Genomic DNA, 15,895 nt, shown 5'->3' on the forward strand with positions numbered 1-15,895 from the left:
AATAGCGTTCACTGAATGGACGCCCGAGGGTCGGGCCGTCCCGCCGAGCGAACAATTTGGCGAACCGGGCGCCGAGACCTTGTGCATAACAGCAGCAAGATGGTGTTCTGGTGGGGCACCGCGCCCGCGTTCGGTGAGCGAACGCAGTGCGATCAATTTTTGCAGGACCACGACAGGAAGTTGTCACGCTGATGTCCAGTAAGCAGGTCAAGGACGTCCACGAGGCCGTCGCCGACATCGCGAGCGGATCCACCCTCGCGGTGGGGGGTTTCGGGCTGTGCGGCATACCCGATGCACTCATCGAGGCGCTGGCCGAATCGGGTGTGGACAACCTGGAGGTCTACTCCAACAACTGCGGTGTGGACGGTGTCGGGCTGGGCGTGCTGCTCGGCCTCGGCCGCATCCGCCGGGTCACGGCCTCCTATGTCGGCGAGAACAAGGAGTTCGCCCGGCAGTACCTGTCCGGCGAACTGGAGGTCGAGCTGACCCCGCAGGGCACGCTGGCCGAACGGCTGCGCGCCGGCGGCGCCGGCATCCCGGCGTTCTACACCCCGGCCGGGGTCGGCACGCCGGTCGCCGACGGCGGGCTGCCCTGGCGGTACGCCGAGGACGGTTCGATCGCCATCGCCTCGCCGCCCAAGGAGACCCGCGAGTTCGACGGCCGCCGCTATGTACTGGAGACCGGCATCCGGGCCGACTACGCGCTGGTGCACGCCGCGGTGGGCGACACCCAGGGCAATCTGGTGTTCGACAAGACCGCGATGAACTTCAATCCGCTGGCGGGCATGGCCGGCCGGGTGACCATCGCGCAGGTGGAACGACTGGTGCAACCCGGCGAACTCGACCCCGAGGGCATCCACCTGCCCGGTGTGTTCGTGCAGCGGATCGTCGAGACAGGACCTCAGGACGTCCGCATCGAGAAGCGCACCGTCCGTGACGATGCAGGGGAGAACGCATGACCGAGACACAGACCGCCAAGGGCTGGACCCGCCCGCAGATGGCCGCCCGGGTGGCGCGTGAACTGCACGACGGCGAATACGTGAACCTGGGCATCGGACTGCCCACCCTGGTGCCGGGCTTCCTGGACCCCTCGGTCCGGGTCACGCTGCACTCGGAGAACGGAATCCTGGGCACCGGCCCGTATCCCTCCGAGGACGAGGTCGACGCGAACCTCATCAACGCCGGCAAGGAAACGGTGACGGTGCTGCCCGGTGCGGCGTTCTTCGATTCGGCGTTGTCGTTCGGGATGATCCGCGGCGGGCACATCGATGTCGCGGTGCTCGGTGGCATGGAGGTGTCCCGGTTCGGCGATCTGGCGAACTGGATGGTCCCCGGCAAGATGGTCAAGGGCATGGGCGGTGCCATGGACCTGGTGCACGGTGCGTCGCGGGTCATCGTGCTGATGGAACACACGGACCGACAAGGCAATCCGAAGATCGTGTCGGAATGCTCACTGCCACTGACCGGCGAGCGGGTCGTGCACCGTATCGTCACCGACCTCGCCGTCATCGACGTCGTCGGCGACGGAGAACTGGTGCTGGTGGAGACCGCGCCCGGTGTCTCGGTGGACGACGTTCGCGCCGCCACCGGAGCGCCGCTCACGCAGCGCTGAACCTGACCAGGTCGACGCTCAACCCGCTCTCGATGACGCTGACCGATCTGACCGGTGGTCCCGGCAGTGGCGGGGCGGTCGATCGGTAGACGGCCCCGGTCGGCGTGGTGTACTCGGCCACGTGCCGGCCACCGATATCTGCGGTGTGCACCGACCAACCCGGTGACTCCTTGGCGTAGTTGCACGCCTCGCACTTGCCGAGCCCGTTGAGTGCGCTTGTCGGCCCGCCGCGGTGCCGCGGTGTGGCGTGGTCGTGGTGGCGAATCGGCGCATCGCAGTACGGCGTTCGGCAGGTTTGATCGCGTAGTTCCAGAAATGTGCCCAGGCCCTTGGGGAAGATCCCGGCCCGCGATTCCATGGCCACGAGTTGGCCGGATTGTGGGTGCCGGTACAGGCGGCGCAGCATCGCCCGTACCGATTCGTCGGTGGCGGCGTCGCCGATGAGGGCGCGGGCGAATCCGGCCGGAATCGGTCCAAAATCGGCTAGCCAGGCGGGTGCGTCATCGTCGCCGGCCAGGGTGGTGTCGGCCATCACCAGATTGAGCATGACCGGTAGGGGCTGTTCGGCAGGCCGGCCGGTCACCCGCTCCACCAATGTGTCGGCCATGACCTGGCCACGGGTGCGGCCGTCGAAAGTGGTGTCGGCGGAACGTTTCAGCGACGCGTAGACCGCGACCCCCTGCGCTACCGGAAGTAACACCGTCAGGTAGGTCATGGTGTCCGGCGCCGGCCGGATGGTCACACAGCGGTCCTCCGCGGCCTTGGTCGACCGTGCGACCAGGGCCTCGACATCCAGACGGGCCACGATGGACTTCGCCTCGGCGGCCACCCGTTTGTCGCCCCAGCCCTCCAGCCGGGACGGATCGGCACACAGCTCGGCATCGAGTTCGCGACGGTGTTGGACACTCAGACAGGCCGATTCACGCACGATCAGCGTGGCCCGCCATTCCGAGAGTGCTCCGGCCTCCAGGGCGGCCAGGGTGTGCGGCATCTCGTTCGCCAGTGCCTTGGCGAGACCGAGGTGCCGATCTCCCTTCTTGGGCGAGTCGCGGCGCGCCAACCCCACCTCGGCGGCCAGCCCGCGTCCACGCTTGGCGACCGGCACCCCGGCGAGGGCCTCGGCGGCGCGACGCTTGGCCGACCACAGTGCGGTCGCCCGGGCCTGTGCCGCCGCGGCAGCAGACTTCAGCTGTTCGAGGCGCTCGACCTGAATCCGCAGCTCCTCCTCGGAGGCCCGCGGATCCATATCGAACAAACTTTCGAACATGACGTCGACGCTACACCTACCGTCCGACAAACAATGGCGGCTAGCGGTAACGACATCGGTCGATCGGCGGGGCAGAGTTTCTGCCATGAGCACTCTCACCACGACCGACGGCACCGAGATCTTCTACAAGGACTGGGGAACCGGTCAGCCGATCGTGTTCAGCCACGGCTGGCCACTGTCATCGGACGACTGGGACACCCAGATGTTGTTCTTCCTCAACCGGGGCTACCGGGTGATCGCGCACGACCGGCGCGGCCACGGACGCTCCACCCAGACTCCGGACGGACATGATCTCGACCACTATGCCGATGATCTCGCGGCGCTGACCGCGCACCTGGATCTGCGCGACGCCATACACGTAGGACATTCCACCGGCGGTGGCGAAGTGGTGCGCTACCTCGCCCGGCACGGTGAAGACCGGGTGGCCAAGGCGGCGTTGATCAGTGCGGTGCCGCCGCTGATGGTGCAGACCGAGGCCAATCCCGAGGGCCTGCCCAAATCGGTGTTCGACGATCTGCAGGCCCAGTTGGCGGCGAACCGTTCGGTGTTCTACCGGGCTCTGCCCGCCGGCCCGTTCTACGGTTTCAACCGCGACGGTGTCGAGGCAGATGAGGCGATCATCGAAAACTGGTGGCGCCAGGGCATGATGGGTGACGCGCTGTCGCACTACGACGGCATCGTGGCGTTCTCGCAGACCGATTTCACCGAGGACCTGAAGAAGATCACCGTGCCCACCCTGGTGATGCACAGCCGCGATGACCAGATCGTCCCGTACGTCGCCTCCGGGCCGAAATCCGCCGAGCTCCTGCAGAACGGGACGCTGATCACCTACGAGGACTTCCCGCACGGCATGCCCACCACGCAAGCCGACACCATCAACGCCGATCTGCTGGCGTTCCTGCAGTCCTGAGCCACGGGCCCATCCGGGCCAGTGCCTCGGTGATCTCGGACGCCGCGCCGGCAAAGGACAACCGGACGAAGGATCCACCGTGCACGGTGTCGAAGTCGACACCGGGTGCGATGGCAACCCCGGTGTCGGCCAACAGCTTTGCGCAGAACCCGAGAGAGTCGGTGGAGTACCGGGAGATGTCGGCGTACACGTAGAAGGCGCCGTCGGCCGGTGCGAGCCGGTCCAGCCCGATCTCCACCAGGCCGGTGAGCAGCAGGTCCCGGTTGACGGTGTACTCGCCGACCAGAGCGTCGGCCTCGACCAGGGACTCCTGGTCGAAGGCTGCGACCGCGGCCAGTTGCGGCAGCGTGGGCGGGCAGATGGAGAAGTTTCCGGTCAACCGATCCACCGCGCGGCGCAGTGGCTCAGGGACCAACAGCCAGCCCAACCGCCAGCCGGTCATGGCGAAGTATTTCGAGAAGCTGTTCACCACAATGGGATTACGCGAGGTCTCCCATGCGCAGCTGGTGGCCGGGGCACCCGGGTAGACCAGGCCGTGATAGAGCTCGTCGCTGACCAGCTGAACTCCGCGGTCATCACACCAGTTCACGATGGCGGCCAGGTCGTCCGGCGGGATGATGGTCCCGGTGGGGTTGGCCGGGCTGGCGATGATCAATCCCTTGACCGGAGGGTCCAGCGCCTCCAACATCGGCACCGTCGGCTGGAACCGGGTGTCCGCCTCGCACGGCAGCTCCACCACCTCGCAACCCAGGGCGGACAGGATGTTGCGGTAGCAGGGATAGCCGGGGCTCGTCACCGCGACCCGGTCACCGACGTCGAAACAGGACAGAAACGCCAGTAGGAAACCGCCGGTGGAGCCGGTGGTGATGACCACCGCGTCCGGGTCGACATCGATGCCGTGGCGGTCCCGATACGACCCCGCGATCGCCTCCCGCAGCTCCGGGATCCCCAACGCGACGGTGTAGCCGAGATTGTGGTTCTCCAGCGCTGCCGCGGCCGCCGCGCGTACCGGAGCCGGCGCCTTCGCGCTGGGCTGACCGGCGGATAGGTTCACCAGGTCACCGTGGGTGCGCTGGCGTTCGGCCGCGGCGAGCCATACATCCATCACGTAGAACGGCGGGATGCCTGCGCGGAGCGCCACCTGAGGGGTCACCTGAACCAGGCTAGAACACCTGAGATTCGAGCCGGCGCAGGTGCTCCCGCGGGGGACCGAGCAGCTGGGCGCTGCCGTGTGCCCGCTTGAAATACAGCTGGATGTCGTGCTCCCACGTGATGGCGATACCGCCGTGCATCTGCACCGCTTCGCCGACGACCGCGGTCAGCGCCTCGCTGGCGAACACCCGAGCCAGGGAGGCCGACGTGGCCGAGGGCTCGGCGATGGCGTCGTAGATGACCGCGCGGGCGGATTGCACCTTGACGTACAGATCGGCCATCCGGTGCTTGAGCGCCTGGAAACTGCCGATCGGCCGGCCGAACTGCACCCGGTCCTTGGTGTAGGCGACCGTCAGATCCAAGGCGCGCGCCGCGGCGCCGATCTGCTCGGCGGCCATCAGCAGCGCCGCCGTGTCCGCCAGACCCGGGTCGACGCCCAGCGGTGCGGTCTCGGTCGCGCTCACGGACGACAACCGCCGGGTCAGGTCCATGGTCGGCTTGGGCTGCGCGGTGACCGCGCTCCAGCGGGTGAGTTCGGCACCGTCGGTGGCGATCACGACATCGGCGATATCGCCGTTGATCACGTAGTCCGGATCGAACACCACGGTCCCGATGGACACGCCCTCGGCGAGGCCCTCGAGCGGTTCGTGGTCTTGCACACCCAGCAGTGCCAACTCAGCCAGGATGGTGCCGAGCAGCGGAGTCGGCACCAGCGCCTTGCCCAGCTCCTCCAACACCACTGCGGCATCGGCGAGTTCACCACCGGCGCCACCGAGATCCTCGGGCACCACCAGTGCTGCGGCGCCGACCTGCTCGCACAGCAGCTTCCACAGCGCTTCGTCGTATCCCCGCTCGGACTCCATCGCGCGGCGCACGGCCTCGGGGCCGGCGTGCTTGTCGACCAGGGCGGCGACGGTGGAGCGGAGCAGTTCGCGTTCTTCACTCATGTTCTACAGGGCCTCCAGAACCCGACGGCGGTGCAGAGTGGGATCGCCCCAGGCCGAGCGCAGTGCCTGCACCCGCAGCAGCAGCAGGGACAGATCGTGTTCCTGGGTGAACCCGATGGCGCCGTGGGTCTGCAACGAGGACCGGGCGGCCAGCAGCGCGGCATCGGCGGCGGCGACCTTGGCCGCACTGACGTCGCGTGCGGTGTCGGCCGAGGCGTCGGCCAGGGCGAGGGCCGCACCGTAGACCAGCGGGCGAGCCAACTCCAGAGCGATGTGCACATCGGCCAGTTTGTGCTTGATCGCCTGGTAGGAACCGATCACCCGGCCGAATTGGGTGCGCTGCTTGGCATATTCGACCGACTGGTCGAGCATCGCCTGCCCGGCACCGATCAGCTGTGCCGCGGTGGCCAGCACCCCGAACTCGTAGGCGCGCGCGGTATCGGCGGCCTGGGTGGTTCCGGAAGCGCCGACCTCGAACAGCTTCCGGGACGGGTCGACGGAGTCGTGCGCGGCACCTGCATTCGCATCCGACACCTGCCCGTCGCCGGCCAGCAACACCAGATCGGCAAAATCCGCATTGACCGCGTAGGGAACCTGCGGCGGCAGCGCGACGGTGGCGATCGATTCACCGGCCGCCAGCGCGCCGGACCGCTCGTCATCGGCCAGCAGGATCGGGGCGACGGCGATCGACTCGGTGACCGGGCCGGGCACCGCCCAGTAGCCGAGGCGCTCCACGGCGACCACGAGGTCGACCGGATGGGCGTCGATGCCGTCGTACTTCTCGCCCACCAGCAGCGCGGGGACGCCGAGTTCGGTGAGCTGGTTCCATACCTTGCGGCCCGGCGCGGTGTCGCCGTCGGCCCAGGCCCGGACCGCGGCGGGCACATCGGCGGCACCCAGGGCCGCATCGATGCTGGACGCGAAATCGCGCTGCTGTTCGTCGATCTCGAAGTTCATGCCTCGGCTCCCACTCGCTCCGGTCCTCGCTCGTACCTCGCTGCGATCCTCACTCGTGATCGCCTTCGGGGGTTCATGCCTCGGCTCCCACTCGCTCCGGTCCTCGCTCGTACCTCGCTGCGATCCTCACTCGTGATCGCCTTCGGGGGTTCATTACTTCGGCTCCCTCGGCAGTCCCAGCAGCCGCTCGGCGATGATGTTTCGCTGAATCTCGTTGGTACCGGCGTAGATCGGTCCGCCGAGCGCGAACAGCAGGCCCTCGGTCCAGTGATCGACGAGCTCGGCGTCGGCACCCTGCAGGTCCAGCGCCGTCTGGTGCAGCGCGACGTCGAGGTCCGACCAGAAGACCTTGGTCACCGAGGATTCGGCGCCCAGCTCACCGCCTCTGGCGAGCCGCGTGACGGTGCCGAAGGTGTGCAGCCGGTAGGCCTGAGCCTTGATCCAGGCATCGGCGACTCGGTCGGTGAACACCAGATCCGGGTTCTGCTTCCACTGTTGCACCAGCCGCTCGGCCGGTGCGAGGAAGCGTGCCGGGCTGCGCAGCGACATGCCACGTTCGTTGCTGGAGGTGCTCATCGCCGCGCGCCAGCCCTCGTGCACCTCGCCGATGACGTCCTCGTCCGGCACGAACACGTCGTCGAGGAATACCTCACCGAAGCCGGTGTCCCCGCCGAGCTGAGCGATCGGACGCACGGTGATGCCGTCGGCCTTCAGGTCGAACATGAAGTAGGTCAGGCCCTTGTGCCGCTGCGCGGACGGGTCGGAACGGAACAGGCCGAAGCCACGTTCCCCGAACGGAGCTCGCGAGCTCCAGATCTTCTGGCCGTTGAGCTTCCAGCCTCCCTCCACCTTGGTGGCCGTGGAACGCAGCGAGGCCAGGTCGCTACCGGACTCGGGCTCGGACCAGGCCTGCGCCCAGATCTCCTCGCCGCTGGCCATTTTCGGTAGCACCCGGTCGAGCTGCTCCTTGGTGCCGTGTGCGAACAGGGTGGGTGCGAGCATGGAGGTGCCGTTGGCACTGGCCCGCCCGGGCGCTCCGGCGCGGAAGTACTCCTCCTCGAACGCCACCCACTCCAGCAGTGTGGCATCCCGGCCGCCGTACTCCTTGGGCCATGCGATGACCGACAGTCCGGCGTCGAAAAGCACCTTGTCCCAGCGTCGGTGCTGTTCGAAGCCTTCGAGGGTGTCGTAGGACTTCGTCGGGAAGGAATCCCGGTTGGCGGCGAGGAACTCGCGGACCTCGGCCCGGAAATCCTCGGTACCCTCGTCGAAATTCAGGTCCATCTAGATCATCTCTCGCAGCTGCGGTTTGACCACTTTGCCTCCTGGGTTTCGCGGCAGAACGTCGAGGAACGCCACCGACCGGGGCACCTTGAAGTTCGCCAGATGCTGACGCGTGTAGGCGATCACCGTCGCCTCGTCGAGTTGCGCGCCCGCCTTGGCGACGACGAACGCCTTGCCGACCTCGCCGAGACGTTCATCGGGGACACCGATCACCGCGGCCTCGGCCACCCCGTCGAGGCGGGCCAGCACCTGCTCGATCTCGGCCGGGTACACATTGAACCCACCGCAGATGTACATGTCCTTGAGCCGGTCGGTGATGGTGAGATTGCCTGCCGCGTCCAGCGTTCCGATGTCGCCGGTGTGCAGCCAACCGTCGGCGTCCACGGCAGCGGCGGTCGCTTCCGGATCGTCCAGATAGCCCAGCATGACGTTGGGCCCGCGCAACAGCACCTCACCGTTGTCGTCGAGACGCAGTTCGAAGTCGGCGATCGGACGTCCACAGGTGGTGGCCACGGTGACGGCATCGTCGTCGGCCCGGCACATGGTGCCGAAGCCGGCGGCCTCGGTCAGGCCGTATGCGGTCAGCACGATGTCGATGTCCAGTTCGGACTGCATCCGCTCGATCAGCACCACCGGAACCACCGCGGCGCCGGTCACCGCGAAACGCAGCGAACTCAGGTCGTGGTCGGCGCGGCGCGGGTGGTCCAGCAGCGTCTGGTAGATGGTCGGCGGGCCGGGAAGCACCGTGATCCGATGTTCGGCAACGGCTTTCATGGCCTGCTCGGGATCGAAGGTGAGCAGTGGATACAGCGTGGCACCGGTCTGCAGGCAGGCCAGGATGCCGGCCTTGTAGCCGAAGTTGTGGAAGAACGGATTGATGCACAGATAGCGGTCGGCGCTGGAGACCTCACCGCAGGCGGCCCAGGCCGCCGACGCGTCCAGCGATTGACGGTGCGCGCAGCGCACACCCTTGCTGCGGCCGGTGGTACCGGAGGTGAACAGGATGTCGGACACGTCGTCGGGGGAGACCGCTGCGGCGCGCTCGTCCACCTCGGCCAGCAGGCTGTCGTTGTCGCCCCGGTCGACGAATTCGTCCCAGGTGCCGTCCTGGACATCGACGGGTACCCGCACGATGTGGCGAAGCGCCGGCAGGGCCTCGCGGTCGAGCTGCGCGGTGCGGTCGGCGCCCAGGAACTCTCCGGCCGCGATCAGTAGCGGGGCCTCCGTGCGGGCCAGGATGTCGGCGGCCTCGCTGGCGGTGTAGCGGGTGTTCAACGGCACCATGACAGCCCCGGCGTAGTGGGTGGCCAACGCCGCGACCACCCAGTGCCAGGTGTTCGGCGACCAGATCGCGACTCGGTCGCCGACTCCGATGCCGAGCTCGACCATCGCCGCCGCGGCCTGGCGTACCTCCTCGCGGAGCTGCCCGTAGCTGAGCCGTTTATCGGCCGTGACCAGGGCGTCATGCTCGGTCAGCTGCCCGGCAATCCGGTCCAGCACCGCTGGAACGGTCCGCGGTTCGCTCGTCATTGACGCTCCTCTAACAAAGCAAGTGCTTGGTAGGTTAGCCTACAAGGGTGATAGAGGTCGAGGACTTCCGGGCCGAGGTCCGGCAATGGCTGGCCGATAATCTGGTCGGCGAATACGCAGCGCTCAAAGGCCTCGGTGGCCCCGGTCGCGAGCACGAGGCATTCGAGGAAAGACGCGCCTGGAACCAGCATCTGGCCGCGGCCGGTCTGACCTGTCTGGGCTGGCCCGAAGAGCACGGTGGCCGCGGGCTGACGGTCGCCCACCGGGTGGCGTTCTACGAGGAATATGCCAAGGCCGACGCCCCGGACAAGGTGAATCACTTCGGTGAGGAGCTGCTCGGTCCCACCCTGATCGCCTACGGCACCCCCGAGCAGCAGCAGCGCTTCCTGCCCAACATCCTCAACGTCACCGAATTGTGGAGCCAGGGGTACTCCGAACCCGGGGCCGGCAGCGATCTGGCCAACGTCTCCACCGCCGCCGAACTGGTCGGCGACGAATGGGTGATCAACGGCCAGAAGGTGTGGACCTCACTGGCGCACTGGGCGCAGTGGTGCTTCGTGGTGGCCCGCACCGAGAAGGGCTCCAAGCGGCACGCCGGACTGTCCTATCTGCTGGTGCCACTCGACCAGCCGGGCGTCGAGATCCGCCCGATCATCCAGCTCACCGGTGACTCCGAGTTCAACGAGGTGTTCTTCGACGACGCCCGCACCGAGGCCTCGCTGGTGGTCGGTGAACCGGGTGACGGCTGGCGCGTCGCCATGGGTACGTTGACCTTCGAGCGCGGCGTGTCCACGCTCGGTCAGCAGATCCGTTACGCCCGTGAGCATTCCAACCTGGTCGAGCTGGCCAAGCGCACCGGAGCCGCCGACGATCCGCTGATCCGCGAGCGGCTGACCCGGTCCTGGACCGGGCTGAAGGCCATGCGCTCGTACTCGCTGGCCACCATGGACGTCGAGCAGCCGGGGCAAGATAACGTCTCGAAGTTGTTGTGGGCCAACTGGCATCGCGAGCTCGGCGAGATCGCCATGGACGTGCAGGGCATGGCCGGGCTGACGCTCGCCGACGGTGAGTTCGACGAGTGGCAGCGGCTGTTTCTGTTCTCCCGCTCGGACACCATCTACGGCGGCTCCAACGAGATCCAGCGCAACATCATCGCCGAGCGGGTGCTCGGCCTTCCCCGAGAGGCAAAAGGCTGATGACCGATCTGTCTGTAGCGCCGGAAGAGATTGCCGGACACGGGCTTCTGAAGGGCAAGGTGGTCCTGGTGACCGCCGCCGCCGGGACCGGTATCGGTTCCACCACCGCGCGCCGCGCACTGCTGGAGGGTGCCGATGTGGTGGTCTCGGACTTTCACGAGCGCCGGCTCGGTGAGACCCGAGAGGAACTGGCGGCACTCGGGCTGGGCAAGGTCGATTCGGTGGTGTGCGATGTGACCTCCACCGAGGCCGTCGACAACCTGATCACCGAGGCCGTGGCCAAGGCCGGCCGGTTGGACGTGCTGGTCAACAACGCCGGCCTGGGCGGGCAGACCCCGGTCATCGACATGACCGACGACGAGTGGGACCGCGTCCTGAACGTCACCCTCACCTCGGTCATGCGGGCCACCCGCGCCGCGTTGCGCTACTTCCGGGAGGCCCCGCACGGCGGCGTCATTGTCAACAACGCCAGCGTGCTGGGCTGGCGCGCACAGCACTCACAGTCGCACTACGCCGCCGCCAAGGCGGGGGTGATGGCGCTGACCCGTTGCAGCGCAATCGAAGCCGTCGAGTACGGGGTGCGGATCAACGCGGTGTCCCCGAGCATCGCCCGGCACAAGTTCCTGGAGAAGACGTCCTCGGCCGAACTGCTCGACCGGCTCGCCGGTGACGAGGCGTTCGGCCGGGCCGCCGAACCATGGGAGGTCGCGGCCACCATCGCGTTCCTGGCCAGCGACTACTCCAGCTACCTCACCGGCGAAGTCATCTCGGTGTCGAGTCAGCGCGCCTGAGATCTGGCCGACCGCCGGAACATAGGAAGGGGCCCGCTCATCCGAGCGGGCCCCTTTTGTCATTGTCGACTTGTCATTGTCTACGGTGATCAGTCGGTGCCGCTGTCGCTGCCCCCGTTGGCGCTGCCCCCGTTGGCGTCACCACCGTCGGAGTCACCGGCACCCTTGTCGGCACCCTTGTCGCCGGCGTTGGGGCTGCCGGATTCCTCGTTGTCGGCCGCCTTGCCGCTGTCGTCGGCCGCATCCTCATCGAGGCTGCCGTCGTCGAGGGAGCCCTCCTCGTCCTCGTCCTCGTCCGTGCCGACACCATCGAGCGAGCCGTCGTCGGTCGCGTCGTCGAGCGCGTCCTCACCGGAACCATCGAGTGCGTCGTCACTGTCCTCCTCACCCGAAACCGTGAGCTCATCGTCGGACCGAACCGGTGCCGCGGTCTCGAGCTCCGCTGCGGAGTTGTCGCTGACCAGCGCGGTTTCGATCGGCGTGGTCGTTTCGCCGTCGGTGACAACGACATCGTCGAGACCGTCGTCGACGGCTTCGGATTCAACCCCCAGCGTCACCGGCGGGGTGTAGCCGAGCAGGTCGTTGACCGCATTCCTGGCGTCGGTGTTGAGCGCCTGGAGATTGGTATTGGCGTCGTCGATCAGGCCCGAGATGCCGCCGAGCACATCACCGGCAACGAAGCCGGCGATGCCGTTCACCGCCTCGTTCACCTGGACTCCCAGCGACAGGGCCATCTCTGCCGCGGCATCGAGGCCGACCTGACTGAGCAGTCCGGCGACCGTCTGGGTCAAGCTGGTGCTCAATTGGGTGATGAGTGCGGCGGCGGTGTTGGTGACGCCCGCCAGGACGTTGACGGGCACGGCGGCCAGGCTGGTGCCTGCGGTGATGGCCGCACTCGTCACGTCGAATCCGCCGTTGAACAGCCCGCCCAGGGCGGTGGTGTAGCTCTCCAGGTCGAGCGGATCGTTGCCGATGGCGTTCAACGCAATGTTCAGACCGGTCTGGACACCGACCACCGCGTCGGCGGCCGAGGTCAGAAGCGGGTTGAGCGCAGAGAAGACCGGCAGGCCGATATTGACCAGACCGCCGACGACTGCGGCGTTGTTGATGATCTGGATCGGATTCAGCGCCAATCCCTGAATGAGGCCGACGAGCCCGGTGACGAGTCCGCTGCCGCTCTGCTGGGCGAGGTTGTCCAGCGCGCTGGACAGCGAGTTGACCGCCAGATTGATCTGGCCGGTCAGTCCGTTGTTGCCCAGACCCACGACATTGATGACCGCTCCGAGGGTGGAGGTGAGAGCGGTGCCGATGAGGCCGGATCCGCCCGGACCGGGGAGCAGTCCGGTGCTGTAATTCGGATCCTGTGCCACCAGGATGTCGCCGACGATGTTGACCACGCCGGCCAGAAGGCCGGTGTAACTCGCGAGTCTCAGCGGATTGTTGATCACATCGGTGATGGCGTACAGCGCAGTGTTCAGCGAACCGATCAGCGTGCTGCCGATGATGTCGGTGATATCGCCGGGCAGCACGAGCAACGAGCCGGCAGCACCCTCGATGCTGGACGCGGTCAGCGCCAGACTCGCCTCGGAGTAGCTACCCAGGGCCGTGACCAGGGCACCCAACGCGCCGGGGCCGGCCGCTTCGATGAGCCTGTTCCACAGACCGGTGTTGAGTGCCTGCGTCCGGGTGAGCACATTGTTCAGGCCGATCGCGGTTTGTGCGGTGATGTTGTCGATACCGACCGTGACCTCGGCCAACCCGTTCCGCAGCGCGGTGATCAGCGCATCGACGGCAGCGGGGTTGATGACGGCGCTGAGTTGGACCTCGGCGGTCGAGACATTGGGCAGGGCAATGGTGCGCCCCTCGGTGGGGATGGCCAGCGGTGTCAGCGCGATCGCGCTTGCCGCCGTGAACGCCACCCCGGCAGTGAGATAGGAACGGGCTGAAATTTCCATGGATCCCCCTGGGGTCGATCGTTCGCTGTTGGTTCGCAGCACGCTCACAATAGGCGTCTTCATCTGCCAAAGCTTGAAATTCACGCAAACGCAAAGAGTTAGCTGACTATGCGTTTTTCGGCCTGTTCTCCGGATGCTTCGACGGACCCGATGTGGCGGCCCGAGCGGCCCTTCTTAGCTGAGTCGTACCGCCGCGTCGGTAGTGGCGGACCGGTGGGGCTCGAACATATTTCCGCTGCGTTGCTGTCCTGTGAAGCTCGTTGCGAGTTGAGGTGGGTCGACCACCGCTCGATCGCCGGGCGCGGCGGGGGCGGCGCAGCAAACTGTGACACAAATCACATTTCATCGCAGCCGAGCGGTGGAGCGCGGCTTGGAGCCCGGGCGGCGTGCAAACCTGGGGACCGCTCGACCTAGCAAGTGCTTGGTTGGTAAGCTGGCCGAATGACGCAACCGGCCAGCCGTCGCGACGAGCTCTTGAAGCTTGCCGCGACGATGTTCGCCGAGCGCGGACTGAAGGCGACCACCGTCCGCGACATCGCGGATTCGGCGGGAATCCTCTCGGGCAGCCTGTACCACCATTTCAAGTCCAAGGAAGAAATGGTCTTGGAAGTTCTGCAGGACTTCCTTGATTGGCTGTTCGAGCGGTACCAGCAGATCCTGGCCGCCGAGTCCACCCCGCTGGACCGGCTCACCGGCCTGTTCATGGCCTCCTTCGAGGCCATCGAACACCGGCATGCACAGGTGGTCATCTACCAGGACGAGGCCAAGCGGCTGTCCGATCTGCCCCAGTTCGGGTTCGTCGACGACCGCAACCGCGAGCAGCGCAAGATGTGGATCGATCTGCTGCACGAGGGCATCGCCGACGGCTCGTTCCGGCCCGACCTGGACGTGGACCTGGTTTACCGGTTCATCCGCGACACCACCTGGGTGTCGGTCCGCTGGTATCAGCCGGGCGGACCCCTCACCGCCGAACAAGTCGGCGCACAGTATCTGGCCATCGTGCTCGGTGGCATAACCGCAGAATCCGACAAAGCAGAATCCCACTAAGGAGAACCACATGGCTGAGGCGTACGTCATCGATGCCGTCCGTACAGCGGTCGGCAAGCGCGGCGGATCGCTGAGCGGGCTGCACCCGGTCGACCTGGGGGCGGCGGCTTGGCGCGGGCTCTTCGAGCGCACCGATCTGGACCCGAGTGCCGTCGATGACGTCATCGCCGGCTGCGTGGACGCGATCGGCGGGCAGGCTGGCAACATCGCCCGGCTGTCCTGGCTGGCCGCCGGGTACCCCGAAGAGGTCCCCGGTGTCACAGTGGATCGCCAGTGCGGATCCAGCCAACAGGCCATTTCCTTTGGCGCGCAGGCAATCCTGTCCGGCACCGCCGATGTCATCGTGGCCGGCGGCATGCAGAACATGAGCCAGATCCCCATCAGCTCGGCGATGATCGTCGGCGAGCAGTTCGGGTTCACCTCGCCCACCAACGAATCCAAGAGCTGGCTGCACCGTTACGGCGACCAGGAGATCTCCCAGTTCCGCGGCTCGGAGATGATCGCCGAGAAGTGGAACCTCTCCCGTGAGGACATGGAGCAGTTCGCACTGACCAGTCATCAGCGCGCGCAGGAGGCAATCCGCGCCGGGCATTTCGAGAACGAGATCATCCCGGTCCAGGTCGACGGGGCCGGGTTCACCATCGACGAGGGCCCCCGCGACACCACGCTGGAGAAGATGGCCGGGCTCAAGACCCTCGTCGAGGGCGGCCGCCTGACGGCGGCGATGGCCAGCCAGATCTCCGACGGTGCCAGCGCGGTGCTGCTGGCCTCCGAAAGCGCAGTGAAGGCGCATAATCTCACCCCGCGGGCCCGTATTCACCACATCAGCGCCCGCGGCGCCGATCCGGTGTTCATGCTGACCGGCCCGATCCCGGCCACTCACTACGCGCTGGAGAAGACCGGCCTGACCATCGACGACATCGACACCGTCGAGATCAACGAGGCGTTCGCCCCGGTGGTCCAGGCCTGGATCAAGGAGACCGGTGCGGACCCGGCCAAGGTCAACCCCAGCGGCGGCGCCATCGCGTTGGGTCACCCGCTCGGCGCGACCGGTGCCAAGCTGTTCGCGACCATGCTGAACACGCTGGAGCGCACCGGCGGCCGCTACGGCCTGCAGACCATGTGTGAGGGCGGCGGCACCGCCAACGTCACCATCATCGAGCGTCTCTAGCCGAAAAACGCAATCCCGCACCGGTTCCAGCGCTACTCTCACTTTGACATCAAGCATTGTCAGAGCTTGGGTGGCG

At 66.9% G+C, this 15,895-nt stretch carries 14 protein-coding genes; 7 read left to right on the plus strand and 7 right to left on the minus strand.

What is annotated here, in order from left to right; all coding sequences use genetic code 11:
* The first annotated feature begins 191 nt into the window (after positions 1-191).
* Both V4U86_RS02665 and V4U86_RS02670 read left to right on the plus strand, forming a co-directional pair.
* Entirely contained in the window at positions 192-959 is a 768-nt protein-coding gene (locus V4U86_RS02665; RefSeq protein ID WP_395309751.1) for a CoA transferase subunit A, read from the plus strand.
* On the plus strand, positions 956-1,612 hold the full coding sequence (locus V4U86_RS02670) for a CoA transferase subunit B (RefSeq protein ID WP_395309752.1): 657 nt from the start codon (positions 956-958) through the stop codon (positions 1,610-1,612). Before V4U86_RS02665 ends, V4U86_RS02670 begins: the two co-directional genes overlap by 4 nt.
* On the opposite strand, the gene V4U86_RS02675 is transcribed toward V4U86_RS02670, so the two are convergent.
* On the minus strand, positions 1,599-2,879 hold the full coding sequence (locus tag V4U86_RS02675) for an HNH endonuclease (RefSeq protein WP_395309753.1): 1,281 nt from the start codon (positions 2,877-2,879) through the stop codon (positions 1,599-1,601). The two genes, V4U86_RS02670 and V4U86_RS02675, sit on opposite strands and share 14 nt — an antisense overlap.
* A gap of 85 nt (positions 2,880-2,964) precedes the next feature.
* Between V4U86_RS02675 and V4U86_RS02680 the strand changes: the two genes are divergently transcribed.
* Positions 2,965-3,789, plus strand: a complete 825-nt coding sequence (locus V4U86_RS02680; RefSeq protein ID WP_395309754.1) for an alpha/beta fold hydrolase — start codon at positions 2,965-2,967, stop codon at positions 3,787-3,789.
* Here the strand turns inward: V4U86_RS02680 and V4U86_RS02685 are convergent.
* The 5 genes from V4U86_RS02685 to fadD3 form a co-directional block, all read right to left on the minus strand.
* Complete coding sequence (locus V4U86_RS02685; RefSeq protein WP_395309755.1) at positions 3,755-4,942, minus strand: pyridoxal phosphate-dependent aminotransferase; 1,188 nt, start codon at positions 4,940-4,942, stop codon at positions 3,755-3,757. The two genes, V4U86_RS02680 and V4U86_RS02685, sit on opposite strands and share 35 nt — an antisense overlap.
* 10 nt (positions 4,943-4,952) lie before the next feature.
* Positions 4,953-5,888, minus strand: coding sequence for an acyl-CoA dehydrogenase IpdE2 (ipdE2, locus tag V4U86_RS02690; RefSeq protein ID WP_395309756.1), 936 nt, complete (start codon positions 5,886-5,888; stop codon positions 4,953-4,955).
* 3 nt (positions 5,889-5,891) lie between these two features.
* Positions 5,892-6,845: an acyl-CoA dehydrogenase family protein gene (locus tag V4U86_RS02695; RefSeq protein ID WP_395309757.1), complete on the minus strand. Its 954-nt coding sequence runs from the start codon at positions 6,843-6,845 to the stop codon at positions 5,892-5,894.
* A gap of 153 nt (positions 6,846-6,998) precedes the next feature.
* Entirely contained in the window at positions 6,999-8,129 is a 1,131-nt protein-coding gene (locus V4U86_RS02700; protein WP_395309758.1) for an acyl-CoA dehydrogenase family protein, read from the minus strand.
* Positions 8,130-9,659 (minus strand): 3-((3aS,4S,7aS)-7a-methyl-1,5-dioxo-octahydro-1H-inden-4-yl)propanoate--CoA ligase FadD3, encoded by a 1,530-nt coding sequence (gene fadD3 / locus V4U86_RS02705; RefSeq protein WP_395309759.1) that lies wholly within the window; start codon positions 9,657-9,659, stop codon positions 8,130-8,132.
* Between the two features lie 47 nt (positions 9,660-9,706).
* Between fadD3 and ipdE1 the strand changes: the two genes are divergently transcribed.
* The gene (ipdE1, locus tag V4U86_RS02710) at positions 9,707-10,855 is read left to right on the plus strand and encodes an acyl-CoA dehydrogenase IpdE1 (RefSeq protein ID WP_395309760.1); all 1,149 of its coding nucleotides are present in this window, start codon (positions 9,707-9,709) and stop codon (positions 10,853-10,855) included.
* Positions 10,855-11,646 carry a (5R,7aS)-5-hydroxy-7a-methyl-1-oxo-2,3,5,6,7,7a-hexahydro-1H-indene-carboxyl-CoA reductase gene (gene ipdF, locus V4U86_RS02715; RefSeq protein WP_395309761.1) on the plus strand — a complete coding sequence of 264 codons (792 nt, stop codon included), beginning with the start codon at positions 10,855-10,857 and terminating at the stop codon, positions 11,644-11,646. The genes ipdE1 and ipdF overlap by 1 nt, the downstream gene beginning before the upstream one ends.
* A gap of 89 nt (positions 11,647-11,735) precedes the next feature.
* Here the strand turns inward: ipdF and V4U86_RS02720 are convergent, their stop codons facing one another.
* Positions 11,736-13,601 (minus strand): hypothetical protein, encoded by a 1,866-nt coding sequence (locus tag V4U86_RS02720; protein ID WP_395309762.1) that lies wholly within the window; start codon positions 13,599-13,601, stop codon positions 11,736-11,738.
* Positions 13,602-14,042: 441 nt separating this feature from the next.
* Here V4U86_RS02720 and kstR2 point away from each other — a divergent pair, with 441 nt between their 5' ends.
* Together kstR2 and fadA6 are read left to right on the plus strand one after the other, a co-directional pair.
* Complete coding sequence (gene kstR2 / locus V4U86_RS02725; protein WP_395309763.1) at positions 14,043-14,648, plus strand: TetR family transcriptional regulator KstR2; 606 nt, start codon at positions 14,043-14,045, stop codon at positions 14,646-14,648.
* A gap of 10 nt (positions 14,649-14,658) precedes the next feature.
* Positions 14,659-15,819, plus strand: a complete 1,161-nt coding sequence (fadA6, locus tag V4U86_RS02730) for a steroid 3-ketoacyl-CoA thiolase FadA6 (protein WP_395309764.1) — start codon at positions 14,659-14,661, stop codon at positions 15,817-15,819.
* The last annotated feature ends 76 nt before the right edge of the window (positions 15,820-15,895 follow it).

It is taken from the genome of Mycobacterium sp. AMU20-3851, assembly GCF_043974665.1.
GTDB lineage: Bacteria > Actinomycetota > Actinomycetes > Mycobacteriales > Mycobacteriaceae > Mycobacterium.